General features: G+C 72.4%; 19 protein-coding genes. 7 read left to right on the forward strand and 12 right to left on the reverse strand.

Going from position 1 to position 23,439, the window contains the following annotated elements; genetic code table 11:
• The 3 genes from BMY74_RS42505 to BMY74_RS42515 form a co-directional block, all read right to left on the reverse strand.
• Positions 1-227 (reverse strand): leucine zipper domain-containing protein (locus BMY74_RS42505; RefSeq protein WP_143091456.1); only part of this gene is annotated, 227 nt, incomplete at its 3' end.
• A 121-nt stretch (positions 228-348) separates the two neighbouring features.
• Entirely contained in the window at positions 349-2,820 is a 2,472-nt protein-coding gene (locus tag BMY74_RS42510; protein ID WP_089927706.1) for a winged helix-turn-helix domain-containing protein, read from the reverse strand.
• A 175-nt stretch (positions 2,821-2,995) separates the two neighbouring features.
• Positions 2,996-3,226 carry a hypothetical protein gene (locus tag BMY74_RS42515; RefSeq protein WP_143091959.1) on the reverse strand — a complete coding sequence of 77 codons (231 nt, stop codon included), beginning with the start codon at positions 3,224-3,226 and terminating at the stop codon, positions 2,996-2,998.
• Between the two features lie 145 nt (positions 3,227-3,371).
• Between BMY74_RS42515 and BMY74_RS42520 the strand changes: the two genes are divergently transcribed.
• From BMY74_RS42520 to BMY74_RS42530, 3 genes are read left to right on the forward strand one after another with little or no spacing between them, the layout of a single operon-like run.
• A complete protein-coding gene (locus tag BMY74_RS42520) occupies positions 3,372-4,373 on the forward strand; it encodes a hypothetical protein (protein ID WP_143091960.1) in 1,002 nt (333 codons plus the stop codon).
• The gene (locus BMY74_RS42525; RefSeq protein ID WP_089927714.1) at positions 4,370-5,074 is read left to right on the forward strand and encodes a hypothetical protein; all 705 of its coding nucleotides are present in this window, start codon (positions 4,370-4,372) and stop codon (positions 5,072-5,074) included. Before BMY74_RS42520 ends, BMY74_RS42525 begins: the two co-directional genes overlap by 4 nt.
• A 52-nt stretch (positions 5,075-5,126) precedes the next feature.
• Positions 5,127-6,416 (forward strand): MFS transporter, encoded by a 1,290-nt coding sequence (locus tag BMY74_RS42530; RefSeq protein WP_089927717.1) that lies wholly within the window; start codon positions 5,127-5,129, stop codon positions 6,414-6,416.
• Here BMY74_RS42530 and BMY74_RS42535 read toward each other — a convergent pair.
• From BMY74_RS42535 to BMY74_RS42545, 3 genes are read right to left on the reverse strand one after another with little or no spacing between them, the layout of a single operon-like run.
• The gene (locus tag BMY74_RS42535; RefSeq protein WP_143091961.1) at positions 6,382-6,828 is read right to left on the reverse strand and encodes a potassium channel family protein; all 447 of its coding nucleotides are present in this window, start codon (positions 6,826-6,828) and stop codon (positions 6,382-6,384) included. The two genes, BMY74_RS42530 and BMY74_RS42535, sit on opposite strands and share 35 nt — an antisense overlap.
• A 35-nt stretch (positions 6,829-6,863) precedes the next feature.
• On the reverse strand, positions 6,864-7,349 hold the full coding sequence (locus BMY74_RS42540) for a DUF1269 domain-containing protein (RefSeq protein ID WP_089927722.1): 486 nt from the start codon (positions 7,347-7,349) through the stop codon (positions 6,864-6,866).
• 36 nt (positions 7,350-7,385) lie between these two features.
• Positions 7,386-9,212, reverse strand: coding sequence for a glycoside hydrolase family 15 protein (locus BMY74_RS42545; RefSeq protein ID WP_089927838.1), 1,827 nt, complete (start codon positions 9,210-9,212; stop codon positions 7,386-7,388).
• A gap of 148 nt (positions 9,213-9,360) precedes the next feature.
• Here BMY74_RS42545 and BMY74_RS42550 point away from each other — a divergent pair, with 148 nt between their 5' ends.
• Together BMY74_RS42550 and BMY74_RS42555 are read left to right on the forward strand one after the other, a co-directional pair.
• Positions 9,361-9,780, forward strand: coding sequence for a DUF7144 family membrane protein (locus BMY74_RS42550; protein WP_089927724.1), 420 nt, complete (start codon positions 9,361-9,363; stop codon positions 9,778-9,780).
• The gene (locus BMY74_RS42555; protein ID WP_089927727.1) at positions 9,780-10,790 is read left to right on the forward strand and encodes an AI-2E family transporter; all 1,011 of its coding nucleotides are present in this window, start codon (positions 9,780-9,782) and stop codon (positions 10,788-10,790) included. Before BMY74_RS42550 ends, BMY74_RS42555 begins: the two co-directional genes overlap by 1 nt.
• Here the strand turns inward: BMY74_RS42555 and BMY74_RS42560 are convergent.
• Positions 10,732-12,099, reverse strand: a complete 1,368-nt coding sequence (locus BMY74_RS42560; RefSeq protein ID WP_089927729.1) for an alpha-amylase family protein — start codon at positions 12,097-12,099, stop codon at positions 10,732-10,734. The two genes, BMY74_RS42555 and BMY74_RS42560, sit on opposite strands and share 59 nt — an antisense overlap.
• Positions 12,096-14,642, reverse strand: coding sequence for an MGH1-like glycoside hydrolase domain-containing protein (locus tag BMY74_RS42565; RefSeq protein WP_245786714.1), 2,547 nt, complete (start codon positions 14,640-14,642; stop codon positions 12,096-12,098). The genes BMY74_RS42560 and BMY74_RS42565 overlap by 4 nt, the downstream gene beginning before the upstream one ends.
• A 155-nt stretch (positions 14,643-14,797) precedes the next feature.
• On the opposite strand from BMY74_RS42565, the gene BMY74_RS42570 reads away from it, so the two are divergent.
• Positions 14,798-15,673: a patatin-like phospholipase family protein gene (locus tag BMY74_RS42570; RefSeq protein ID WP_089927733.1), complete on the forward strand. Its 876-nt coding sequence runs from the start codon at positions 14,798-14,800 to the stop codon at positions 15,671-15,673.
• Here the strand turns inward: BMY74_RS42570 and BMY74_RS42575 are convergent.
• Together BMY74_RS42575 and BMY74_RS44655 are read right to left on the reverse strand one after the other, a co-directional pair.
• On the reverse strand, positions 15,667-16,590 hold the full coding sequence (locus tag BMY74_RS42575; protein WP_089927841.1) for a peptidoglycan-binding protein: 924 nt from the start codon (positions 16,588-16,590) through the stop codon (positions 15,667-15,669). The two genes, BMY74_RS42570 and BMY74_RS42575, sit on opposite strands and share 7 nt — an antisense overlap.
• Before the next feature lie 10 nt (positions 16,591-16,600).
• Entirely contained in the window at positions 16,601-17,125 is a 525-nt protein-coding gene (locus BMY74_RS44655; protein WP_143091962.1) for a response regulator transcription factor, read from the reverse strand.
• 97 nt (positions 17,126-17,222) lie between these two features.
• Between BMY74_RS44655 and BMY74_RS42580 the strand changes: the two genes are divergently transcribed.
• Positions 17,223-21,716, forward strand: coding sequence for an nSTAND1 domain-containing NTPase (locus BMY74_RS42580; protein ID WP_177230216.1), 4,494 nt, complete (start codon positions 17,223-17,225; stop codon positions 21,714-21,716).
• Here the strand turns inward: BMY74_RS42580 and BMY74_RS42585 are convergent.
• Both BMY74_RS42585 and BMY74_RS42590 read right to left on the reverse strand, forming a co-directional pair.
• Entirely contained in the window at positions 21,671-22,336 is a 666-nt protein-coding gene (locus BMY74_RS42585) for a response regulator (protein WP_089927739.1), read from the reverse strand. The two genes, BMY74_RS42580 and BMY74_RS42585, sit on opposite strands and share 46 nt — an antisense overlap.
• Positions 22,333-23,415, reverse strand: a complete 1,083-nt coding sequence (locus tag BMY74_RS42590) for a sensor histidine kinase (protein ID WP_089927742.1) — start codon at positions 23,413-23,415, stop codon at positions 22,333-22,335. Before BMY74_RS42590 ends, BMY74_RS42585 begins: the two co-directional genes overlap by 4 nt.
• Positions 23,416-23,439: the final 24 nt, after the last annotated feature.

Below are 23,439 nucleotides of genomic sequence, written 5' to 3' on the forward strand. Positions count from 1 at the left end.
CGCACCAGGGGATCGGGCGTCTTGGCCGGGCTGTGGTGCGGCCGCGAGCTGCGGTCGGCCATCCCGGCTTCGCCCTCGAGCCGGTAGCGCTCAGCCCATTTACGTGCTGTTCTGACCGAGGTCATGAACATTCTCGCGGCCTCGGCGGGACGCCAGTTCTGCTCGACGACCAGACGCGCCAGGCGCAGCCGGGCACGCGGCGTCAGCGCCGCGTTAGGGTGGGACACGAAGGCCTCCGGGTGGTGAAGCGGTTCCTAGACAGCTCCACTTCACATCCAGAGGCCTTCACCTGTCTTCACGACAGGCCGTCACCCGCCCAAACCGGAACAACGTCCCCGGACATCACACCTAGATCAGGCCCAGCCGCCGGGCCGCCTGCACCGCGTCACGGCGCTGGTTCACCCCCAGCTTGCGGTAGATGCCGCGCAGGTGTGTCTTCACCGTGTTGACCGACACGAACAGCGACTCGGCGATCTCCTCGGCCGTCCGCATGGACGGCAGTTCGAGCAGCAGGTCCCGCTCGCGGCTGGTGAGGACGTCGGTGGACGCCGTCGAGGCCGCCGGGAGGGCGGTCATCGTCGTCGTGGCGAAGGGTTCGAGCTTGCCGAAGCGGCCTGCGCCGCGGGCCAGGAGGTCGCGGACGGGTTTGCCGGCGTGCAGGAACGGGCGCAGGGCGCCGGCGGGTTCGGCCGCGGCCAGGGCTCTGGTGACCGCCTCGTGAGCGCGGCGCTGGTCGCCTGCCCGGTCGACCAGGACGGCCTCGAGCAGCCAGCCGTCCACGACCGTGGGGGCGGCCATGGCCGGTAGTTCGCCGGACAGGACCGGTTCCACGACCTTGCGCGCCTGGGAGGTGCGGGCGTGGTGGGTGTGCACCACTGCGCGCAGCACCGCCTGTTCGCCGCACGGGCCGAACATCGCCTCCAGCTGTTCGGGCATCGTGGAGGCCCATTGCTCGTCGCCCGAACGCAGCGCTATCCGTTGCACGGCGGGGGCTATGTGGGCGATCACGGGCGGTGTCACCTGGCGGACGGCCACGTCCTGCCACTGCGCGCGGACGCGGCCCACCACCGCGCGGGGGTCGGGGGCCGTCGGGAACGAGACCGCGGCGTCCAAAGTGGACACGGCCAGGCCGGTGGCCGGGTCCCTGCGGTCTCCGAGGGCCTGCACCGCCAGCGCCGCCAGTTCCGCGGCGCGCGCGTCGTCGAGGCGCAGGTACGCCTGCACGCCCAGGACGGTGTAGGCGAGCGCGCAGACGGAGTGCGACTGCCAGCCCTTCTCCTCGGCGAACGCCAGTGCCTCGCCCGCCTGCCTGGCCGCGGCGAGGATGTCACCGGACGCGCTGGTGAGTGCCGCCAGGTGGACCTGGCAGTCCAGCATCGCGTGGTCGAACCGCTCCTGCCGCGCCATCGCGGCCGCCCGGACGAGGTCCTGTTCCGCCGCCGGGTGGTCGCCGGAGAGCATCGCCGCCACGCCGCTGTTCAGCAGCGCGGCCACCTCCGCGTCGGTGCCGCCACGCTCCGCCGCCGTGCGTGCCATCACCTGGGAAGCCTCGCGGAGTCGCGCGTCGAACCGGCCGCGGCGCAGCAACGCGGTCGCGTGCAGCACCCGCACGCGGTCCTGCCGCAGACCGAGCGGCCGGCCGTCGATGCCGGTGAGCACGCGGTCCGCGACCGCGACGTCGCCCGCGTCCATCGCGACCAGGGCCGCGACGACGCCCACCTGGGGCCTGGCCAGCACGTGCCCCGGTACCGCCTCGACCACGGCCCGCAACCGCCCGCTGCCCTCCCGCAGCACCTCGGGCAGCACGGAGTGCTCGACGATCTCGGCGGTGAGCTGGTCGTCCCCGGCGTGCAGGGCGTGCCGCAACGCGTCCGCGGGATCGTTGTTGCGGTGGTACCACTGCGCCGCCGTCTGGTGCAGCGCCGTCTCGTCCGCCGGCCGCGACCGGCGCAGTTCGGCCGACAGGTGCGCCCTCAGCACGGGGTGGAAGCGGTACCACTCCGGCGCCGCGTCGAGCCTGCTGACGAACGAGTTGGTGCGCTCCAGCGCGTCGAGCACCACACCGGGGCTGGTGTGCCGGGTGAGCGCCCCGGCCAGGTCCGCGCTGACGGTCTCGCACAGGCTGGTCGCCACCAGCAGGTCCCGCACCCTCTGGGGGTGACGCGCGAGCACCTCCTCACCGAGGTAGCGGCTCACGACCTGGTCCAGACCGGCGAACATCAGCAGGTCGCCCGGCCTGCCCGCGGTGGTCGCGAGCCGCATCACCGCGAAGCGCAGGCCGCCGATCCACCCCACCGTCCGTCTCAGCAGCAGGTCGACCTCCTCGGGGGAGAGGTCGAGCCCGTGCACGGCGAGCAGCGCCTCGGTCTCGTCCCTGGTGAACGCGAACTCCTGCGGGGGCAGCTCGTGCAACCGGCCCTCGAGGTGCAGGCGGGCGAGGTGCAGGGGCGGCAGGAAGCGGCCCAGCATCACGAGCCGCAGCCGGTCCGGTGGCTGGCGCGTGAGCAGGTCGATGCTCGCGAGCGCATCGGGATCGCGGATCTCGTGCACGTTGTCGAGCACCAGGCGCACCGAGGCGGGGGCCCGGTCCAGCGCGGCGATGACGGCCGACGAGAAACCCGGTTCCGTCAACGGGACCGCGTCGCCCAGGGCGAGGGCGTCCCGGACGGCGGCGCGCAGCCGCGCCGGGGTGTTGTCGTGCTCGTCGAGGGACAGCCAGGTGACCCTGTCGTCACGGCGGCGCGCCCATTCGGCGAGCAGGGAGGTCTTGCCGCATCCGGCCGGTCCGGTGACGACCGTGACCGGTGCGGCCGCCACCATTTCATCCAGTGTGGATAGAAGACGTGCGCGGGACACGAGCGGTGTAGCTGCCGTAGGCACGCGCAACTTCGCCTGGTTGGTCTCGGGGCAGGAACGCTCACACTCCGAACTGTCGGACATTCTGCTTTGTCTCCCAATGGTCTTCGGTGCTTCTTGATCGAGAGATCGAACCGCATCAGCGCGGGGACGGGCATCCGGGCTCGATCTGCTTGCCGGGAAGGGAAAGCAGCACCAGACCCCGGCCGAGCAGGCCCAGCAGCCGCGTGGCGAAGGACAGCGAGGCCAGTGCCTCGGCGGTGCTGGGTGGTGCGCAATCGTCACGGTCGCCGGTGACGACCACGGCGAGGAACACGGCCACGACGAGCACGATGCGCCGGGAACGGGAACGGTCGGGTCGACGGCTCAAGATCGGTCACCTCCACCGCTGACGCTGCTCGTCACACCCGCACGCGGCCTCCCCCGCGAGGGGCGGTAACGCCACCGGGCCGGGGAGGGGGTTCACCTGTGGCGGGTGAAGCAGCGGGTGGTGCCGCCCGCAGAACCTTTGCCCCATGAGCCATCGACTCGCTTTGCGCGACCTCGTCGACGTCGTCCGGCCCGCACGCCCCGTCGCGTCGGTGTACCTGGGATCGAGCCCGCTGCGGGCGTGGCGGGCGCGCTGGCACCGCCTGGCGGACCAGTTGAACAGCGACGGCGCGGACCCCGAGGTCGTCGAGGTGATCGGCGAGGTGCTGCGGCGCGCCAGGTCCACGTATCTGGCGGCCGACACGCTGGTCGCGTTCGCCGGACGGGAACTCCCGCCGCGCGTCTTCCACACGCCCGGTCTGCGCCATCTGGACCTGGCCTGGTTCAGCTCACCGGCGCACGTGCTGCCGCTGCTCGCGTGGCTGCAGGAACGGCCGCCCCGCGTCGCCGTGACCGCCGGTCGCTGTTGCGCGGAACTGGTGTCCGGCGACGACCGCGTGTCGCTCAACTACCCGGCGGGCGAATGGCTCGCGGGGGTGCGGTCCGCCGCGGCGGCGTGCGCGGAGATGCTTGTCCGTCAGGAGGCAAGGCTCCTGGTGGTCGCGGGGGAGGACGAGGTGGTGGGCGCGTTGTGGGAGGCGCTGCCCGCCCCCGTCCGCCGCGACGTCGTCGTGCGCTGGACCGGCCGCGACCTGACCCCGAACCGCGTCGCCGCCGAGATCCGCGCGGCCGCGCGCTCCTGGACCGAAGGCGTGCTGGAGGACTTCAACGACCGCGGCCGCGCCCACCGCCTGGCCGTGGAGGGCAACGGCGAGACCCTCGACGCGATCGCCGCCGGCCGCCTGGACGACCTCCTCGTCGCGAGCCCCGAGGACATCAAGGCCACCGCCTGGTACGGCCCCGCCCCCACGGACGTCTCGCGCGGGTGGTCGCCGTCGCGTCGTTGCGGTCTGCTCGCGGACGTGGCGGTGCGCGCCGCGCTGCTCAGCGGCACGCGGGTGCACGTGGTGCACGCCGCCAGCCCGTCCGCCCCCTTCGAGGGCATCGGCGGCCTGTGCCGCGTGCCGCTGGCCCTGGTGCGCTCATGACCGCCGAACTGGTGCCGCTGCGCACCAGCTTCGACGTCGCCTGGCTGGGGTACCGCCGGGACCAGGTCCGGCACTTCGTGGACGTGTCCGAACGCGACCTCGACCTGGTCTGCGCCGATCGCGACGCGGCCGAGGCGAGGGCGATGTCGCTCGCCCGCACGCTGGAGGCGGTGCGCGAGGAGAACCGCGCGCTGCGCGACCGCGTCGACCGGCTCTGCCGGCACCCGCTGTCGCCGGAGTCGGTCGGGGAACGCCTGCGCCACGCCGTCGACACCGCGCTCGCGGAGGCCACTGCCATCACCGAACGGGCGAGTGCCGTCGAGAGGCACGTCCTCGCGTGCGCGCAGCAGACCCACGCGGAGCACCTCGACCTGCTGGCCACCACGCGCGAGCGGATGGCCCGCCTGGTCCAGGAGGGCGAGGCCCGCAGGCGTGCGCTGGACGAGGCGGCGGCCCGGCACCGTGCCCAGGTGGCCGAGGACTTCGAGATGGCGCTCGCGTTGCGCCGCAAGGAGACCCTGAACGAGGTGCGGCGGATGGAGGACACCGCGCGGCAACGGGCCGAGAAGCTCGTGCGGGACGCGGAACGGAAGGTCGAGCTGCTGCGGGAGCACCGCGACCGGGTCGCGGACGTGCTCCGGGTGGTGCATTCGCTGCTGGGCAAGGCGGCAGACAACCTGCGGGCGGGGGAGAGCGGGTGACCGCGCGAATCCTGCTCGCGAACGCGATGCGCGCAACGGGAAGCAGGCCGACGTGAAGATCCTCCCCCTGGCACTGGCGCAGTTCATCGCGAGCTACGCGGCCACCAACATGAACGTCGCCATCAGCACGATCGCCGACGACCTCGGCACCACGATCACCGGCGTCCAGACCACGATCACCCTATTCACGCTCGTGATGGCCGCGCTGATGGTGCCGGGCAGCAAGCTCACCGACCTGTGGGGCCGCCGCCGGTGCTTCGTGCTGGGCCTCGCGATCTACGGCACGGGCGCGCTGCTCGCGGCACTGGCCCCCGGCCCCGGCCTGCTGCTGGTCGGCTACGCCCTGCTGGAGGGCACCGGTTCGGCGCTGATGATCCCGCCGATCTACATCCTCGTCACCGCGCTCGCCACCGATCCGGCCGCCCGCGCGAAGGGCTTCGGCGCGGTCTCCGGTGCGGGAGGTCTCGGAGCGGCGGCGGGACCGCTGCTGGGCGGCCTCGTCACCAGCACCTTCAGCTGGCGCGCGTCGTTCCTGCTGCAGGTGCTGGTGGTCGCGGTGATCATCGTGCTGGCCCGGAACCTGCCCAGGACCGAGCCGGAGGGCGGCGCGTTCGACCTCCTCGGCGCCTTCCTGTCGGGTGCCGGGCTGGTCCTGGTCGTGCTGGGTGTGTTGCGCACCAACGTCAACGGCTGGCAGGGCGGCACGTGGGTGCTCATCGGCGCCGGGGCGGTGGTGCTCGCGCTCTTCGGGTGGCACATCCACCGGGCGCGGAACCCGCTGTGCGCGCCGAAGCTGTTCCGGGACCGCACGTCGAACCTCGGGCTCGGCACCCAGCTGGTGCAGTGGCTCGTGCTGCAGGGCACCTTCTTCGTGCTGTCCGTGCACCTGCAACAGGAGCAGCACCTCAGTGCGATCGAGACCGGCCTCGCGTTGTTGCCCGCCACGGCCGGCATGCTCGTCACGTCCGCGCTGGCGGGCCGGTTCGCGAAGAGGCACTCGCAGCGCACGCTGATCCGCGTCGGCTTCCTGCTGACCATCGCCGGCACGCTCCAGCAGCCGGTCGGACTGGTCCTGCTCGGTGCCGGCATCGGGATCATGCTCACGGCGTCGGTGAACGTCGTGCAGTCCCGCTGGCCCGACGAGGACCAGGCCGACGTGTCCGGGGTGTCGCGCGCGGTGTCGAACCTCGGGTCCTCGCTCGGCACCGCCCTGGTCGGCTCGGTCCTGACCGGGGCGGGCCACCCGTACCGCGCGGCGCTGACGCTCCTGGTGCTGTTCTCGGTGCTGGGACTGGTGTTCGCGCTGTTCATCCGGAGCGACGGCGAACCGCGGCGAGGATGACGTTCAGCGCCACGCCCGCGACGAGCAGGTTGCCGATCATCTGCACCATCACCAGGACCCGTGCTGTGGTGGAGACCGGTGTGATGTCCCCGAACCCGACCGTCGAGAACACCGTGACGGCGAAGTAGAGCGCGTCCGTGCGGGTCAGCGGTGCGGTGAAGCTGCCGGGCTGGTGCCGGGCCAGCAGGAAGCAGGCCTGGGCGCACATCAGCAGGAACAACGGGAACACGACGGCGAGGGCCTGCACGCCCTGCCAGCCGGGCCGGGAGGACCGCCCGATGGCCCGCAGCTGCCACCAGAGGACCAGCGCCACCACCAGGAACGCGGCGACCAGCCGGAGAACGGTGTACCCGTTCTCCGGCTGGTCCTCCGGCAGGCGGTAGTAGACCAGCAGCAGCACCCCGACAGTCACCGCCGGCCGCACCACCGCCCATGTCACCTCGCGGTTCAAGAGGTGAACGTCTCCTTGAGCAGCCTCTCCTGCTCCGCCGACAGGTTCGTCGTGATCAGCGTGGCCCCGGTCTGCTTGAACTGGTCGGCGACCCGGTCGACGACCGCGTGCTCGGACATCACGAACAACGCCGACGTGCCCGGCGTGACCTGCTCGCGCACGTCGCGGACGAAGTCGTCGTCGATGCCCGCCCTGGACAGCGATCCGGCCAGCGCGCCGACGCCGGCGCCGATCGCCGCGCCCAGCACCGGGATGAAGAAGATCAGCCCGAACAGCAGGCCCCAGAACGCCCCGCCGAGCGCGCCGGCCCCGGTGAGCTTGCCGAGTTCCTTGGTCTTCGGGCGTTTCGCATCGGCCTCCCAGTAGACGTAGGCGGTGTCGCGGATCGTGATCAGTTGCTGGTCCTGGAGCTTGCGCAGGAGGTCGAGCGCTTCCCGCGCCCCTTCGGAGGAGTCGAACTTCCACACGGTCAAAGTGGCCATGGCGGCAACTGTGCGAGAGCGGAGGGGCACGAGTCCTCACCCGCGGCGGGTGAGCTCGGCGTCGAGGGTGAGGGCGGCGTCGACCAGGGCCAGGTGGGTGAACGCCTGCGGGAAGTTGCCGAGCTGCTCGCCGGTGAGCGCGATCTCCTCGGCGAAGAGCCCGAGGTGGTTGCCGTAGGTCAGCATCTTCTCGAACACCAGCCGCGCCTCGGCGGCCCGTCCCGACAACGCCAGCGCCGTCACGTGGTTGAAGGTGCACAGGGAGAACGTGCCCTCCGACCCGCGCAGCCCGTCCGGTGCGGCCTCGGTGTCGTAGCGCAGCACGAGGCTGTCGCGCACGAGCGGCTCCATGGCGTCCAGCGCGTCGAGCCACACCGGGTCGCGGGGCGAGACGAACCCGACCTGGGGCAGCCGCAACAACGACGCGTCCAGCGCCGACGAGCCGTACCGCTGCACGAACGCCCCGGTCTTGCGGTCCCAGCCGCGTTCCCACACCTGGCCGTAGATCCGGTCGCGCGCCGAACGCCAGCGCTCCACCGGTCCCGGACGCCCTTCCGCCGTGGCGACGCGGATCGCGCGGTCGAACGCCACCCAGCTCATCACCCGGCCGTAGGTGAAGTCGGCCCGCCCCGACCTCGTCTCCCAGATGCCCTCCTCGGGCTGGTCCCAGTTCTGCATCAGCCACTCCAGCTGCTCGACGACCGCGTACCAGCCGCGGTGCGAGATCCGCACCCCCGCCAGGTGCGCCGCGTGCACGCTGTCGAGGAACTCGCCGTGGATGTCGAGCTGGAGCTGGCCCGCGGCACCGTTGCCCGCGCGCACCGGCGACGACCCGCGGTACCCCTCGAGGTGATCGAGCACCTCCTCGGTGAGGTCGGCGGACCCGTCCACTGCGTACATCACCCGCAGCGGCCCACCCTCCTCACACCGGTCCGTGAGCCACCTGCCGAACGCCACGGCCTCCGACGTGAATCCCAGGCGCAGCAACGACGACACCGCGAACGAGGCGTCACGCACCCAGGTGTAGCGGTAGTCCCAGTTGCGCTCGCCTCCGAGCTGTTCGGGCAGCCCGGCCGTCGGGGCCGCGACCAACGCACCGGAAGGCTCGTGCGTCAACAACTTCAGCGTGATCGCCGACCTGTCGACGGCCTCGCGCCAGCGTCCCCGGTAGGTCGACTGGGCGAGCCAGCCGTGCCAGAACCGCACGGTGGCCTCGAACAGCTCCCTTGCCCGGGCCGCGGGAACGGCACGAGGTGGCCCGGGAACACCGGTCTCCAGCACGACACCGCGGGTCTGGCCTTCGACGAGCGACAGCGTGGCGTGCAGGTCCTGCGCGCCGGTGACGTGCCCGGACACCAGCCGGGGATCACCCGGTTCGCGCACCGCGTGCACGGCCAGCCCGAACCCGCCGCACTCGAAGACGGCCCCGTCGTCGGTGATCAGCGCGCGGTGGGTCCGCCTGCCGTAATCGAACCTGGGCGCGACATCGAGTTCGAACGTCATGCGCCCGCGCACGCACCGAACGATCCGCACGATCCGATGCCGTTCGGTGGCGGCCTCATCCGGAAGTGGTGGCATGAAGTCGACGACCTCACCGGTGCCCTCGCCGGTCATGAACCGGGTGATGAGCACGGCGGAGTCGGGGAAGTAGAGCTGTCTTCCCGGCTCGGTGTGGCCTGCCGGCCTGATGCGGCAGAACCCGCCGCGCTGCCGGTCGAGCAGCGAGGCGAACACCGAGGGCGAGTCGAACCGGGGGCTGCAGAACCAGTCCACGGTGCCGTCGGACGACACCAGCGCGGCGGTCTGGAGGTCGCCGATCAGGCCGTGGTCGGCGATCGGGGGATACGGGGGTGGTGTGGTCATGCGACCGACGGTGCGCTGCGGTGCGGGCCTGGTCTTCACCCGCACGGACCGAGCACCGCCCTGCCTCTCGCGCGGAACGGGTGAAGATCCGCCGCACCCGCCGGTGCGACGTTGGTCGGGCAATCCCGTCCGAGACAACGGAGGCACGATGCGGGAGACAGGCTGGCTGGGCTGGATCTGGTTCGCGGGCATCATGATGATCGTCATGGGGTCCTTCAACGCCATCGAGGGACTCGTGGCGTTGTTCAACAGCGAGTACTACGTCGTGACCGAGCAGAACGTGCTCGTCTTCGACCTCGGCTCGTGGGGCTGGATCACCCTTCTGATCGGGGTTCTGGTGGCGCTCGCGGGTGGGGCGCTGCTGACGGGCGCCGCGTGGGCCAGGGTGGTTGCCGTGGTGCTCGCGGTCGTGAACGCGGTGGCGCAACTGGCGTTCGTGTCGGTGCACCCGCTGTGGTCCACGATCGTCATCGCCCTGTGCGTCACGGTGATCTGGGCCGTGGTGGTGCACGGCCCGGAGGCGGAGGCCGTGGCGCCGCCGAAGTACGAAGCGACACACCACCACTGATGCCCCGCGCGCTCACGATCCTGCTCGGTGGCGCGGCCGCGGTCGTCGTGGTCGCCGGTGTGCGGGCGGTCGCGTGGCTGGTGGCGCCGGCGATGCTGGCGCTGCTGGTCGTGATCGCGATCAGTCCCGCGCACCGGTGGCTGCGCGGCCGCGGCGCGCCGCCGTGGCTCGCGACGCTGACGGTGGTCGTGCTCGTCTACGGCGTGCTGGCCGTCGTCGCGGTGACGGTCCTGGTGTCCGGCGCGCGGCTGGTGTCGATGCTGCCCGAGTTCGCCCGCGACGAGATCGTGCTGCGGGCGGAACGGGCGATCGGCGGCATCGACCGCGGGCAGCTGGCCGGATTCCTCGGCGGGCTGCTCACGGAGCTGACGAGCCTCACCACGAGCCTGGTCTTCCTGCTGGCGCTGCTGCTCTTCCTCGGCGTCGAGGTGGGCTGGGCGCACTCGCGGCTGGCCGAGATCGCGGTGGACCGGCCGCGGTTGCGCGAGGCGCTGGTGGAGTTCGCCCACCGGACCCGCCGCTACGTCCTCGTCACGACGGTCTTCGGGTTCGTCGTCGCCGTGCTGGACGCGGTCGCGCTGGCGTGGCTCGGCGTTCCACTGGCGGTGCTGTGGGGTGTGTTGTCCTTCGTCACCAACTACATCCCCAACATCGGGTTCCTGCTCGGCGTCACGCCGCCCGCCGTGCTGGCACTGCTGCAGCACGGCCCGCGCAGGGCGCTGGCCGTGCTGCTGTTCTACGGGGTGCTGAACTTCGTGGTGCAGTCGCTGATCCAGCCGCGCTTCACCGGCGACGCCGCCGGGTTGTCGACCACGGTCACCTTCCTCGCCCTGGTCTTCTGGGCCTGGGTGCTCGGACCGCTCGGCGCGTTGCTGGCGGTGCCGCTCACCGTGCTGGTGAAGGTGCTGCTGGTCGACCTGGACCCGGCGGCGGGCTGGGCGGCGGCCCTGCTCAGGCCACCGCGAACAGGTGGCACCCCCACGGCTCCAGAGCCACGTACAGGGGACTGAGGTCCTGCTCGCGGACGGTGCCGTCGAGCAGGTCGGTGTACCGCCGCACCCGCACGGGCAGCAGTCCCTGCGCGGGCCGGTCGGAGTAGTTCACCACGACGACGTGCGTGGTGCCGGCGGCTGTCCACGACCACGTGAGCAGCCGCCGGCACGACTGGTTGTCCGGCCACCCCTGCGCGTCCAGCAGCCGCCACTCACCCCGGCGCACCTCCGCTGCCAGCGCGAGCAACCGGCGGTACCAGGCCGCCAGGTCGTGGTCGGGCGGTTCGTCCGGCCGCCGGGCCAGGAACACGGGCGGCCGGACGCGCCCGCCCTCGAACTGCCCCTTGTGCCACAGCGTGGCGCCGGGCAGCGTCGCGATCACCACGGCGGCCGCCTTCGCCGCCTCCTGGCCCAGTTCACCGGCGATGCGCGGCTCGTCCTGGTTCTCCAGGAACCGCAGCAACTCCGCCTGGTACTCGGGATCGGCACGCAGGTGGCCGCGCACGTCGCCGCCGCCGACGAGCCGGTCGTACAGGCGCTTGTCGTAGCAGAAGTCGAAACCCTGCTGCTGCAACGACCACTCCATGTCCCAGTACGCCTCGGCGATCAGCACGGTCTCCGGGTGCCGCTCCCGCAGCCCGCCGACGACCTCCGGCCAGAAGTCCCGCTCCGGCGGGGTCCGACCCCAGGTCCGGGCGAACACCTCGTTGGTGACGAGCATCGCCATGTCGCAGCGGATGCCGTCGCAGCGGGCCGCGACCGAGCCGAGCGTCGCCGTGGCGGCCGCCCGGTACGCGGGGGCGAACGCGTCGAGCTGCAGGACGTCCGGCCACGCCGGGAAGTACGGGTCCCGGCCGAGCTCGATCTCCCCGTCCTCCCCGCGCACGAAGAACTCCGGGTGCCCGGCGACCCACGGGTGGTCCGGGGCCACGTGGTTCGGCACGTGGTCGAGGACCAGCCGCACCCCGCGCACGGCGAGTTCCGCACGGGCCTTCGCGAGACCCTCGTCCCCGCCGAACTCCTCGGCCACGACGTAGCGCCGCACGCAGTACGGCGACCCGAGGACGTCCTCCGTGCGCAGGTCCGGCAACGCCTCGTGGAACGACGCCCGCAGACCGGGATCCGCGTTCGCCATCTCGAGCCCCAGCGGGCTGCGCTCCCACACGCCCATCAGCCACACCGCGTCGACTCCGGCGGGGGTGACCTCGCGCCACGCGGACGGGGGCACGTCCCCGAGCGTCACGGTCCGATCCGCCGCCCGGGACAGCTCACCCAGCCACACCGCGGTGTTGACCTCGTAGAGCACCGGCTGCTCCGGCCAGCTCATCGCGCCACCTCCCGGGGCAGGAGTGCGACCAGCGCGGTCCAGCCGGTCTGGTGGCTCGCGCCGATGCCGGCGCCGTTGTCGCCGTGGAGGTACTCGTAGAACAACGGCAGGTCCCGCCAGTGGGGGTCCCGGTACCGCGTCTGTCCACCGTGGACAGGACGTCCGTCCACCCCGGACAGGAAGGTGTCGAGCAGGCTCTGGGAGATCTCGCCCGCCACCTGGCGGAGGTTCAGGTGCCGGCCGGACCCGGTCGGGCACTCCACGGTGAAGCCGTCGCCGAAGTACTCGTGCAGGTGCTGCAACGCCCTGATCACCAGCGCGTTGATCGGCAGCCACACCGGTCCCCGCCAGTTCGAGTTGCCGCCGAACATCCCGTTGTCGGACTCGGCCGGCAGGTAGCCGACGCGGTGCTCCACCCCGTCGACGGCGAGGACGTACGGGTGGTCGGCGTGCCGGCGCGACAGCGAGCGGATGCCGTGCGGCGACAGGAACTCCTCCGGGTCGAGCATCCGCGCGAGGATCCGGCGCAGCCGCGTCTCGTCGAACAACGAGAACAGCACGGGCCCGGACGCGTCGGCCTGCGCGCCGTGGCCCCACAGCGCGGCCCGCACCGCCGGGTGCCGGTCGAGGAACTCGCGCATGCCGTCGATGAGTTCGGGGTGCTCGCGGCGCACGTCCGCGCTGATCACGGTCGCGGCGGCCAGGGGGAGCAGTCCCACGGCCGAGCGGACCCTCAACGGCGTGGAGGTGCCGTCCGGGTTGCGCAGCACGTCGTAGAAGAAGCCGTCCTCCTCGTCCCACAGGCCGCTGTCCGCGTGACCGGTGGCCGCCGCGATCCACGCCAGGTTCTCGAGCAGCGCCGCGGCGTGCCCGGTCTCGCCCAGTTCGATCGCCATCTGGACCAGGTTCTGGCAGTACAGGGCCATCCACGCGGTGCCGTCGGCCTGGTCGATCCGCCCGCCGGTCGGCAGCGGTGCGCTGCGGTCGAACACCCCGATGTTGTCGAGCCCGAGGAAACCGCCCTGGAAGAGGTTGCGGCCCTCGGCGTCCTTGCGGTTGAGCCACCAGGTGAACGCCTTGAGCAGCGGCGGGAAGACGCGGGCGAGGAACTCCTTGTCGCCGTCGTGCTGGTAGACGAACCACGCCGCCCACGCGTGCACCGGCGGGTTGACGTCGCCGAAGTTCCACTCGTAGGCGGGGATCTGGCCGTTCGGGTGCTGGTAGCGCCTGCCCAGCAGCAGTTCGACCTGCTGCTTCGCGAGCTCGGGGTCGACGACGACCAGCGGTACCGCGTGGAAGGCGAGGTCCCACGCGGCGAACCACGGGTACTCCCACTTGTCCGGCATCACGATGACGTCCTCGGCGACCAGGTGCCGCCAGTTCTGGTCGGCGCCCAGCGGGTCGGTGCCGCGTTCGGCCAGCCAGCGCTCGACGTCGAACGCGTAGTACTGCCGCGACCACAGCAGTCCCGCCAGCGCCTGGAGGCACACCAGCCTCTCGTCGCCGCGCGGGTCGCCGCCGAGCACCTCGGCGTAGAAGTCGTCGGCCTCTTCGCGCCGGGTGACCACGACCGCGTCGAAGTCGAGGAACGGCTCGTCGAGGGTCCTGTCGGTGAGCCGGGCGCGGACCGTGGCCGCGCGTCCCGCCGGGATGCGGAGCTCGTGGTGGGCGGCGGCCTTCGTGCCGACGCCGTCCGGTGTGACGGCGGTCAGATCGCCGTGCACCACAGCGCGTTCGATGCCGTCCTTGACGTGCGGGGTGACGTTGGGAGAACCGAACACGCGCTCGTTGTCGGTCTCGTTCTCGGTCACGAGGATCGGCGCGGGCGGGGCGACGTACCACCACCGCACACCGAGGTCCGGGTGTTCCGCCCGGACCGTGCCGGGCTCGCAGACGTGCAACGTCGGCATGCGGACGTCCCCCGCCCACGACCACATGTGCCGGAACCACAGCGTGGGCAGCAGGTGCAGCGTCGCGTCCTCGGGGCCGCGGTTGTGAGCCGTGATCCGCAGGAGGACGTCCTCCGGGCCCGCCTTGGCGTACTCGACCTCGACGTCGAAGTAGCGGTCGTCGTCGAACACCCCGGTGTCGAGCAGCTCGTACTCGGGGTCGAGGCGGGTGCGCGCCGCGTTCGTCGCGACCAGGTCCTCGTACGGGAACTTCGCCTGCGGGTACTTGTAGAGCATGCGCAGGTACGAGGACGTCGGCGTGGCGTCGAGGTAGTAGTAGCACTCCTTGACGTCCTCGCCGTGGTTGCCCTCGCCGTTGGTCAGGCCGAACAGCCGCTCCTTGAGGATCGGGTCGGCGCCGTTCCACAACGCGAGCGACAGGCAGACCTGCTGCCGGTCGTCGCTGAACCCGGCGATGCCGTCCTCGCCCCACCGGTAGGCCCGGTACCGCGCCTGGTCGTGGGTGAACGACGTCCACGCGTCCCCGGCGTCGTTGCCCTCCCGGACCGTGCCCCACTGCCGTTCGCTCAGGTACGGCCCCCACCTCCGCCACGGGCCCGCGTCCTGCAACCTCTTCTTCTCCGCACCGGTCACCTGCTCCACCTCTCGTCCGTCCGGAAAACCCCAGGCTGGTGCGGAGTTCGGGATCTCCGGCTCCTCCGCCGCGGGTGGTTCGGCGTGGTGGCGCCACCCGCGCGGGAGGAGGTGGCCCCTCGCCCCGGTCCGGGTGCCGCGAGGAGGATGAGGCCATGGCGACCGCGTTCGTGCTCGCAGGCGGTGGGAGCCTGGGCGCGACGGAGGTCGGCATGCTGGCCGCCCTCACCGAAGCCGGTGTCCGCCCGGACTTCCTCGTCGGCACGTCCGTGGGTGCGGCGAACGCGGCGTGGTTCGCGCTGCATCCGTCCGAAGTGGACTCGCTGGCCTCGCTGTGGCTGTCGTTGCGCCGCCGCGACGTGTTCCCGGTGCGACCGCTGCGCGGGTTGCTCGGTCTGCTGGGACTGCGCGACCACCTGGTGCCGCCGTCCGGTCTGCGCCGTCTGCTGGAGCGTTCGCTGGGCTCGGTGGACCTGACGGGCACCGAGGTGCCCGTGCACGTGGGCGCGACGGACGTGCTGTCCGGTGAGGAGGTCCTGCTGTCGTCGGGGAACGCGGTGGACGCCGTGCTGGCCTCGACCGCGATCCCGGCCGTGTTCCCGCCGGTGCAGCTCGACGGCCGCTACCTGGTGGACGGGGGCACGGTGAACAACGCGCCCGTGTCGCACGCGGTCGCGCTCGGCGCCGACCACGTGTGGGTGCTGCCGACCGGGTACGCCTGCGCGCTGACCTCACCGCCGCGCAGCGCGCTCGGCATCGCGTTGCAGGCGCTCACCCTGCTGGTCAACCACCGGCTGACCGTGGACGTCGAACGCTATCGGGACCTCGTCGAACTGCGAGTGGTGCCCTCGCTCTGCCCGTTGTGGGTGTCGCCGGCTGACTTCAGCCATGCGCGCGAACTCATCGACGCCGCGTACGCGAGCACCCGGGACTGGCTGGGCGTGGGCTGTCCGGCCGGAGGAGCGCACGCCTGCGGACCGCCCGGAGACCTCCGGCCGGACGAGCCGGCCGGAGGCGCTGCGGCTCAGTAGAAGCAGCCCGTGCGGGGCAGCGAGGACGGCGCCGGCGGCGTGCGCCCGTCGTAGATCGCGAGCAGGAAGTTCTGCGGGCAGTAGGACGTTCCGCTGATCTTGATCGCGATGTGCAGGTGCGGGCCCGTCGAGTTGCCGGTGTTGCCGGTCGTGCCGACGCGGTCACCCGCCTGGACGGAGGCGCCGTTGGAGACCGACCACGACGAGAAGTGGCAGTAGATGTAGTCGACGCCGCTCTTGACGATCCGCAGGCCGTTGCCACAGCCGTTCGGCTCGTTGATGCGGTACGCGGTGCCCGTGACCATCGCGTACGCCGGCTTGCTGTTCACCGGCAGGTCGATGGCGGGGTAGTCGTGGTGCGGGTCGTCGTACTCGCTGCGCGGCAGGGCGCTCTTCGCGAGCGGCAGGCTGTAGGTGCCACCGCCACCGCCGCCGGAACCCGAGCCGCCGACGAGGGCCTGCCACGTGTTGGGGCCGACGATGCCGTCCTGGGTGAGGCCCTTCGACTTCTGGAACGCCACGGCCGCGCTGTGCGTGCCGCCGCCGAAGTCGCCGTCCTCGTCCAGGCCGTAGCCGTAGCGGTTGAGCTGGACCTGGGCGGCGCGCACCGCGTTGCTGTTGTTGCCCTGCTTCACGCTGACGACGAGCTTCGGCCAGGTGTTCGGGCCGATCTGGCCGTCGGCGGACAGGCCGTTGGCGCTCTGGAACTGCTTCACCGCGGCCTCCGTGGCCGGGCCGAAGTCTCCGTCGGCGGCGATGCTGTAGCCCCGGTGGCGCAGCAGGTGCTGTGCGGTCAGCACGTTCGCGCCGTTCTGGCCCTCCTTGACGTTCGGCCACGACGGCAGCGCCGCCTGGGCGGGGCTGACGACACCCATCAGAACCCCGAACGAGATCAGGGCGGCAACGAGGATTCTCATGCGCAGCACGCTAGGAACGCACCGCCGACGGGCGCCCTAGTCGCGAGACCAGTTGTGTGCGGTCGCGGCAGCCGAACTTCCGCAGCAGGTTCGACACGTGGTACTTCACCGCGCTCACGGTGATGAACATGGCGGCGGCGATCTCCGCGTTCTCCCACCCCTCGGCGAGAAGGCGCAGCGCCTCCCGCTCGCGGACGGTCAGCGACGCGGGCGGGGGACCGGGCAGCACCGACGGCACCAGCCGCGGCGAGACCCAGCCGCCGTGCCGGTGCACGTCGTGGACCGCCCGCACGACGTCCTCCGGCGGGTCGTCCGCGAGCACCAGCCCGGTCACGCCCAGCCGCACCAGCCCCGGCACGGCGTCGGCCGACGACAGCACGGCGACGGTCCCCGGCCCGGCGGCCTCGGCGGCGTCGACGACGACCACGTCGGCGGGCCGGCGGACGACGGCCCAGGGCGCGGCGGCGAGGCGGGACGAGATCTTGTCCGTCAGCAGCGCGCTGCGCAGCGACAGCGAGACGTGGATGGTTCGCACGTCCCGGAACAGTGGGGAAAGGACCGTATTTCCGCGTATCGGCTGCGTACAACGCCAGGTCGTGGTTACCTTTCCGCCGATCATCGGGGGAGGGCGCGTGCGGTTCCGGGTACTCGGTCCGGTCGTCGTCACGGCGGACGGGGACGAGGTCCCGCTGCGGTCGGCGAAGCAGCGCACCCTGCTCTCGATGTTGCTCCGGCACGCCGGCACGCCCGTCTCGCCGCAGCGGTTGATCGAGGTGCTCTGGGAGCGGCCGCCGGCCTCCGCGCAGGAGAACGTCCGGCTGTACGTCCACCAGCTCAGGCGGTCACTCGGCCTCGGCGACCGGATCACCCGCGAACCGGCCGGGTACGCGCTGGCGGTCGACCCCGGCGAGCTCGACGCGGACCTGTTCGACCAGCTGGCCGCCGCCGGTGAACGCGCCTTCGCGGCCGGGGAGGCCGAGGAGGCGGTCGAGTCGCTCGCCGAGGCCCTCGGCCTGTGGCGCGGCCCGGCCTACCCGGACCTGCCGGACCGGTTCGCCGCGAGGTTGGACGAGGCCCGGCTGCGCGCCTGTGAGGTGAGGGCCTCCGCCGAACTGGCGCTGGGGCGGCACGCCGAGGTGATCGGCGGGCTTGCCGAGCTGGCCGAGGCGAACCCGTACCGGGAGAGCTTGCAGGTCCTGCTGATGACCGCCCTGTACGGCGCTGCTCGGCAGGCTGAGGCGTTGGAGGTGTTCCGGAGGGCGCGTGCACGGCTTGTCGGGGACCTGGGGGTGGAGCCTGGGCCGGGGTTGCGTGGGCTGCACGAGATGGTGTTGCGGGGCGTGCCGGTGCACGGGGTTGGGCCGCTGCACGGCTCTAGGTCGCTGCACGGCTCTGGGGCGCTGCACGACTCCGCGGCGGCGCACGGCTCCGCGCCGCTGCACGGCTTTGGGGCGCCACACGACGCCACGCCGCCATACGACCCCGTGCCGCCAAACGCCTCCTCGCCGGCGCACGACCCCACGCTGGCACACGCCCCTGCGTCGCTACACGGCGCCATGCCGCTACACGGCGCCATGCCGCTACACGGCGCCATGCCGCTACACGGCGCCATGCCGCCACACGGTGCCATGCCGTCGCATGACCCCACGCCGCCACACGACCCCACGCCGCCACACGACCCCACGCCGCCACACGACCCCACGCCGCCGCATGACCCCGCGCCGCCGCATGACCCCGCGCCGCCGAACCCCACCCGCGCGGCCTGCCCCTACCGCGGCCTCATGGCCTACCAACCGGAGCACCACCCGTGGTTCTTCGGCCGAGACCACCTCGTCGACCTCATCACCCGCCGCATCGACCGGCACCCGGTCGTCGGCGTCTTCGGCGCGTCCGGCAGCGGCAAGTCCTCGCTCCTGCGCGCGGGCGTGGTCGGCCGGCTCGACGAGACCTGGCGCCCCGTCGTCATCACGCCGACCGCACACCCGATGGAAGCTCTGGCGAACGCGCTCGCGCACCTCACCGGCAAACGGCCGGACCTGCGCGAGGACCCGTCGGCGTTCGACGTCGAGGTGCGCAACGCGCTCGCGACCGGCCCGGACGACGTGCGCGCGCTGCTCGTCGTGGACCAGGTGGAAGAGCTGTTCACGCTGTGCGACAACGAGAGCGAACGCCTGCGGTTCATCGCGGTGCTGCTGGACGCCGCCCAGGGGCCGCATCGCCGCACACGGGTCGTGCTCGGCGTCCGGGCCGACTTCCTCGCCCACGTCACCCAGCATCCCGGCCTGCTCCAAGCCCTGGCGGACGAAGCGACGGTGCTGGTCGGACCGCCTTCCACCGCCGACCTGCGCGACATCGTGCTGCGCCCGGCGGCGATGAGCGGGCTGTCCGTCGCCGCCGACCTGCTCGCGACCGTTCTGGCCGACGTGCAGAGCGAACCGGGCGCGCTTCCGCTCCTGTCCCACGCGCTCGTCGAGACGTGGCAACGGTCCGGCGCGGAGCTGACCCTGGCCGCGTACCGGGCCGGCGGCGGGGTGCGCGGTGCGATCGCGCAGACCGCCGAACGCGCCTACGACGAGCTGGGAGACGCGGAGAAGCTCGCCATGCGCCGGATTCTCGTGCGGCTCACGGCGTTCGGGGACGGCACCGAGGACACCCGCAGGCCTATCCGCCGCGACGAGCTCGACGGGATCGCCGAGCCAGAGGTGGTCGACGGCGTGCTCGGGCGTCTGGTCGCCGAACGGCTGGTCGTCCTGGACGAGGACACCGCGGAGATCGCCCACGAGGCGCTGATCCGGGCGTGGCCGCGCTTGCAGCGCTGGCTCTCGGACGACCGCTCGACGTTGCTGGTGCACCGCAGGCTGACCGCGGCCGCGCACACGTGGGTGGAGCTCGACCGGGACGAGGGCGCGCTCTACCGGGGCGCGCAGCTCGTCCTCGCGTCGGCGTGGGCCCAGGACCAACCCGGTGAGCTGAACGCGGTCGAGAAGGCGTTCCTCGACGCGAGCCGTCACCGAGAAGACGCCGAGCAGGTGACCGTGAAGCGCCGCAACCGGTTGCTCACGAAGCTCGTCGCGATCATGGGCGTGTTGCTGCTCGTGGCCGTCGGAACGGGTGGCGTCGCGTGGTGGCAGTCGCGGGAAGCCCAGCTGCAGCAACGGATCGAGCAGGCGCACCAGCTCGCGCTGTCCGCCCGCGGCCTCGTCGACACGGCCCCCGACCTCGCCGGGCAGCTCGCGGTCTCCGCCCACCGGCTGCACGCGGACGACGACACCCGAGGCGCGCTCCTGAGCACCGCCTCCGCACCGCGCCGCCGCATCGAGCTCAACGCGGACGGCCCGCCCGTGCTCGACGTGAGCGTGTCGCACGGGGGCGACGTGATCGCCACGGCCGACCGGGACGGCCACGTCACGTTGTGGGACCTGGGAACGCGTTCGCGCAAGCTCCTTCTCGCCGACCACAACGCGTTCACCGACGGGGGCTACGCGCGGCAGGCCGAGTTCAGCGCGGACGACCGGTTCCTCGCCTCGACCGCGTCCCTGCCGGCGCTGGCCGGGAGCCGCGGGGACGTCGTGGTGTGGGACCTCTCGACCGGCACCGCCGTGTTCTCGCGCCAGTTCGACGTGATCACCACCGGGCTCGCGTTCCACCCGTCCGGGACGTCGTTCGCGGTCGGTGTCGCCGGCGGCGCGGTCGAGGTGTGGGACGTCGGCACGAGGACCAGCCGGACGGTGCAGGGACACCGGGACGAGGTGACCGCGCTGGCGTTCAGCCCGGACGGATCGCGGCTGGTCACCGCGAACGGCCGGGAACACCCGCTGGTGTGGGACGTGGCGTCCGGCGCGCGGATCGGGGAGATCCCCGCCCTGGAGGTCGGCAGCGTCGCGTTCGACGGCCCGGCGGTCGTCACCGCAGGCCTGCGCGACGGCGTGAAGTTCTGGGACGCGGGCGGCGAGTTGTTGTCGGAGTTGCCGAAACAGGGCGCCTACGCGTGGGAGGCCTCCGCACCGGTCGGAGGCCGCATGGCCGTGGCGGACGAGGACGGGCTGATCACCATTTGGGACGTGCGCACGGGCCGTCCCGTCACGACCTACCGCGACCGCGGCCGGACCGAGTCGAGGGCGATCGCGCTGGGCCGCGACGGCACGCTGCTGGTCTCCGGCGGCTACGGCCGGATCGTGGCGGTGCGGGAGGAGGCGGTGCCGCCGTTCACCGGGCACGCCGACGGCATCAACGACATCGCCGTGCACGCCGGTCTGATCGCGTCGGCCGGCGACGACAGGACCGTGCGGCTGTGGGACCTCGGCGGCACGGCGCTGGCCACTTTGGACGGTCACTCCGACCGGGTCGAGTCGGTGGCGTTCAGCCCGGACGGCTCCCGGCTGGCCGCGCTGACCCGCGACCACACCGCCACGATCTGGGACGTCGCCCGGCGCGAGCGCGTGTCGTCGTTGTCCTACAACGGTTTGGGCGCCTCGACCGACATCGCCTACCAGCCGGACGGGCGCGGGATCGTCGCGGCGTCACTCGGGCGGTTCCGCTGGACGGTGCCGCAGTTGCAGGAACGCGGGTTCTCCGGTGGCCCGCACATCGCGAGCGCCGTCGAGTTCACGCCGGACGGCCGCCTGCTGATCTCCACCGACCCGGCGGGCGGCGCGATGCTGTGGGACGTGGCCGCCGACCGGCTCGAACGCCGGGTCAGCACCGGCCAGGGCGACGTGCGGGACGTCGCCGTCAGCCCGGACGGCACGCGGTTCGCGACGGCGGGCGCCAACCGGACGGTGAAGGTCTGGGACGTGGCCACGGGGGCCGAGCTGATGACGCTGACCGGGCACTCCGCACCGGTGGTGGCGCTGGCGTTCAACCCGTCCGGCACCGCGCTGGCGTCCGGGGGAGAGGACGACGCGGTCGTCGTGTGGGACCTCGGCACGCGTGCCGGCACGAAGCTCACCGGGCACACCGGTCCCGTCCAGGCGCTCGCGTTCCCGCGGGAGGACGAGCTGGTGTCGGGCTCGAACGACGCGCGGATCATCCGCTGGTCGCTGTCCACCGCCGACGCCGAGGCGCGGATCTGCGCCGAGGCCTACCCGCGTTCGGAAGACTGCGGCACGACCAGGCCGGACTCGTAGGCGACCACGACGAGCTGCGCCCGGTCACGGGCGTGCAGCTTCGCCATCGCGCGGTTGACGTGGGTCTTCGCCGTGAGCGGGCTGATCACCATGGCGGCGGCGATCTCGTCGTTCGACAGGCCGCGCGCGACGAGGACGACGGCCTCGCGTTCGCGGGTCGTCAGGTGGGAGAGGTCTCCGTGCCGCGTGGGAGGCTGCGTCACCCACCGGTCGATCAGCCGGCGGGTGATCGACGGGGCGAGCAGCGCGTCGCCGCGGGCCGCGACCCGGACGGCGTGCAGGAAGTCCTCCGGCAGCACGTCCTTCACGAGGAACCCGGCCGCGCCCGCCTTGAGCGCGTGGAAGACGTGCTCGTCGAGGCCGTAGTTGGTGAGGATGACGACGTGCGTGCCGCTCAGCGCCGGATCCGCGGCGATCTGGCGGGTGGCCTCGATGCCGTCCATCTCGGGCATCTGGACGTCGACGAGGGCGATGTCCGGGAGGTGGCGGCGCGCGAGGGAGATGCCCTCGGTGCCGGTCGCGGCCTCGGCGACGACCTCGATGTCGTCCTCCGCGTCCAGGAGTGCGCGGAACCCGCTGCGGATCAACGGCTGGTCGTCCACCAGCAGGACGCGGATCACGGCTGTGCCACGGGGAGTTCGGCCTGCACGCGGAAACCGCCTTCGCTGCGGGGAGCCGCCTGGAGGTGGCCGCCTAGCGCCGTCACGCGTTCGCGCATGCCGAGCAGCCCGACGCCGGGCCGCGGGTTCGGCGGCACCGCCCCGCCGTCGTCGTCCACGCGGATGACGAGCGCATCCGGGCGGCAGTCGAGGTGAACGAGCGCGGATTCGGCCGCGGCGTGGCGGGCGATGTTCGTGAGCGACTCCTGGACGATCCGGTACGCCGTGCGCCCGACGGCGGCCGGGATGTCGTCGTGGCTGCCGTCGATCGTGAGCCGGGCGTCCAGGCCGGTCGACCGCGCGCGTTCGACGAGTTCGGGGACGTCGTCGATGCCGTGCGGCGGGTTCTTGTCGTCGTCCCGCAACGCTTCCAGGGTCGCGCGGAGCTCCCTGGAGGCCTCGCGGCCGGCGTCGCGGATCACCAGCAACGGCTCGGGCACGTCCTCGCCGCGCTTGCGGGCGAGGTGGACGGCGACCTCGGCCTGCAGCTTGATCACCGAGATCTGGTGCGTGAGCGAGTCGTGCAGCTCGCGGGCGATGTGCAGGCGTTCCTCGCCGGCGCGCCTGAGTGCGGTCTCCTCGCGGGTGCGTTCGGCCTCGTCGGCCCGTCGTTCGGCCTGCCGGAGGGCCTCACCCGCGGCCGCGGCGGCGATCAGCCACGCGATCTGCAGGACGTCCCGGGTCTGCGCGAACGCCTCGTACGTCGTGAGGTCGCGCGGGGACAGCAGCGCCGCGAGGGGGAGCGTGGCGAGCATCAGCACGGAACCGGCGAGCGTGACGACGCGGTGGCCCGCCCGCATCGTCGAGTACACGGCGAACAGGAACGCGATCACCGGCACGTCCGCCCCGGTCGCCTGGTAGCCGAACGCGAGGAGTCCGGTCGCGGCGAGCACGGCGACGGGCGCCGTCCGGCGGGCCACGAGCGCCAGCCCGCTCAACGCCAGCAGCGCGTATCCCGGCGCGGTCGCCGGGTGCCCTGCCACGACGAGGCTCGCCGCCACGCCCACGGCGATCGCCCAGTCCAGCCAGCGCTTGTCCACGCGTGCACCTTAAACCCCCGTTGG

It is taken from the genome of Lentzea albida (assembly GCF_900111005.1).
In the GTDB taxonomy this organism is placed as follows: Bacteria; Actinomycetota; Actinomycetes; order Mycobacteriales; family Pseudonocardiaceae; genus Lentzea; species Lentzea albida.

What these genes read in the sequence shown, in the direction of transcription:
- BMY74_RS42510 (WP_089927706.1), bottom strand. Translation starts at nt 2,820, where the DNA reads ATGGTGGCGGCCGCACCGGTCACGGTCGTCACCGGACCGGCCGGATGC.
- BMY74_RS42520 (WP_143091960.1), top strand. Translation starts at nt 3,372, where the DNA reads ATGAGCCATCGACTCGCTTTGCGCGACCTCGTCGACGTCGTCCGGCCC.
- BMY74_RS42525 (WP_089927714.1), top strand. Translation starts at nt 4,370, where the DNA reads ATGACCGCCGAACTGGTGCCGCTGCGCACCAGCTTCGACGTCGCCTGG.
- BMY74_RS42540 (WP_089927722.1), bottom strand. Translation starts at nt 7,349, where the DNA reads ATGGCCACTTTGACCGTGTGGAAGTTCGACTCCTCCGAAGGGGCGCGG.
- BMY74_RS42545 (WP_089927838.1), bottom strand. Translation starts at nt 9,212, where the DNA reads ATGACCACACCACCCCCGTATCCCCCGATCGCCGACCACGGCCTGATC.
- BMY74_RS42550 (WP_089927724.1), top strand. Translation starts at nt 9,361, where the DNA reads ATGCGGGAGACAGGCTGGCTGGGCTGGATCTGGTTCGCGGGCATCATG.
- BMY74_RS42555 (WP_089927727.1), top strand. Translation starts at nt 9,780, where the DNA reads ATGCCCCGCGCGCTCACGATCCTGCTCGGTGGCGCGGCCGCGGTCGTC.
- BMY74_RS42560 (WP_089927729.1), bottom strand. Translation starts at nt 12,099, where the DNA reads ATGAGCTGGCCGGAGCAGCCGGTGCTCTACGAGGTCAACACCGCGGTG.
- BMY74_RS42570 (WP_089927733.1), top strand. Translation starts at nt 14,798, where the DNA reads ATGGCGACCGCGTTCGTGCTCGCAGGCGGTGGGAGCCTGGGCGCGACG.
- BMY74_RS42575 (WP_089927841.1), bottom strand. Translation starts at nt 16,590, where the DNA reads ATGAGAATCCTCGTTGCCGCCCTGATCTCGTTCGGGGTTCTGATGGGT.